At 73.8% G+C, this 1,976-nt stretch carries 1 protein-coding gene; it reads right to left on the bottom strand.

All coding sequences use genetic code 11. From position 1 onward, the window contains the following. Nucleotides 1–74: 74 nt before the first annotated feature. Nucleotides 75–1,853, bottom strand: coding sequence for an aspartate--tRNA ligase (aspS, locus tag HGA02_RS17780; RefSeq protein WP_168680574.1), 1,779 nt, complete (start codon nucleotides 1,851–1,853; stop codon nucleotides 75–77). Nucleotides 1,854–1,976 lie beyond the last annotated feature (123 nt).

Below are 1,976 nucleotides of genomic sequence, written 5' to 3'. Positions count from 1 at the left end.
GTCCCAGCGGCCGTCCCCGCCCAGCAGCGCGCGGTGCGCGCGCCACCGGGCGGGCAGCCGCGTGAGCAGCGCGCTCACGCCTCCGGCTGGTCGGGCTTGGCCTTCGGCTTCGCGTCGACGCCGGCCTCACGCCGCTGCTCGGGCGTGATGGGCGCGGGCGCGGCCGTCAGCGGGTCGTAGCCGCCACCCGACTTGGGGAACGCGATGACCTCACGGATCGACTCGCTGCCCGTGAGCAGCGCGACGATCCGGTCCCAGCCGAACGCGATCCCGCCGTGCGGCGGCGCGCCGAACTGGAACGCGTCGAGCAGGAAGCCGAACTTCTCCTGCGCCTCCTCGTGCCCGATGCCCATGACCTCGAACACGCGCTCCTGCACGTCGCGGCGGTGGATACGGATCGAGCCGCCGCCGATCTCGTTGCCGTTGCACACGATGTCGTACGCGTACGCGAGCGCCTGGCCCGGGTCCTGCTCGAACCGGTCGAGCCACTCGGGCGTGGGCGACGTGAACGCGTGGTGCACGGCCGTCCACGCACCCCCGCCCACGGCCACGTCGTCGTCCTCGCCCGTCGGCTTGAACAGCGGGGCGTCGACGACCCAGACGAGCTCCCACGCCTTCTCGTCGATGAGGCCACCGCGGCGGCCGATCTCGAGGCGGGCGGCACCGAGCAGCGCACGCGCCTCGGACGGCTTGCCCGCGGCGAAGAAGATCGCGTCACCGGGCGACGCGCCCGTCGCTGCGACCAGGCCGGCGCGCTCGTCGTCGGTGATGTTCTTCGCGACCGGACCGCCGAGCTCGCCGTCCTCGCCGACCGTGACGTACGCGAGCCCCTTGGCGCCGCGCTGCTTGGCCCACTCCTGCCACGCGTCGAAGCCGCGACGGGGCGTGCCGGCACCGCCCGGCTGCACGACGGCCCCGACGTAGGGCGCCTGGAAGACGCGGAACGGCGTGTTCGTGAAGTAGTCGGTGAGCTCGACCAGCTCGAGGCCGAACCGCAGGTCCGGCTTGTCGGAGCCGTAGCGGGCCATCGCGTCCGCGAACGTCATGCGGCGGATCGGCGTGGGGAGCTCGACGTCGATCAGGCGCCACAGCGCGACGAGGATCTGCTCCGCGAGCGCGATGACGTCGTCCTGCTCGACGAAGCTCATCTCGACGTCGAGCTGCGTGAACTCCGGCTGCCGGTCGGCGCGGAAGTCCTCGTCGCGGTAGCAGCGCGCGATCTGGTAGTACCGCTCGAGCCCGGCGACCATGAGCAGCTGCTTGAAGAGCTGCGGCGACTGCGGCAGCGCGTACCAGGACCCGGGCGCGAGCCGCGCGGGCACGAGGAAGTCGCGGGCACCCTCCGGGGTCGAGCGCGTGAGCGTCGGCGTCTCGACCTCGACGAAGCCCTGCTCGTCGAGGACCGCGCGGGCCGCCTGGTTGACCTTCGCGCGCAGGCGGATCGCACGCGACGGCGCGGGCCGGCGCAGGTCGAGGTAGCGGTGCTTGAGGCGCGCCTCCTCGCCGACCTGCTCGTCGAGCGACGACGACACCTGGAACGGCAGCGGCGCGGCCTCGTTGAGGACGACCACGTCGTGCGCGACGAGCTCGATCTCCCCGGTCGCGAGGTGCGGGTTCTCGTTGCCCTCGGGGCGGCGGCCCACCTCGCCGGTCACCTGCAGGACGTACTCCGCGCGCAGGCCGTGCGCGACCGCCTCGTCACGGATGACGACCTGGGCGATGCCGGAGGCGTCCCGCAGGTCGACGAACGCCACGCCGCCGTGATCGCGCCGCCGGTCCACCCAGCCCGTGAGGGTGACGGTGGTGCCGACGTGCTCGGCTCGCAGCGAGCCGGCGTGGTGGGTGCGGAGCACGGGTGTTCCTTCGCTCGACGACGGGTGGGAGCGCCGGACGGGCGCCCGCTCGATCCTAGTGGGCGCCGCCCGTGCCGCGGCCCCGCCATTCCCGGCGCCCGCGGCCGCCGACCGGCCGGGAGC

Origin of the sequence: Cellulomonas septica (assembly GCF_012396155.1) — a bacterium.
Classification (GTDB): domain Bacteria; phylum Actinomycetota; class Actinomycetes; order Actinomycetales; family Cellulomonadaceae; genus Cellulomonas; species Cellulomonas septica.
Note: the sequence above shows the minus strand (reverse complement) of the source record. Positions and strands in the feature narration are given on the sequence as shown.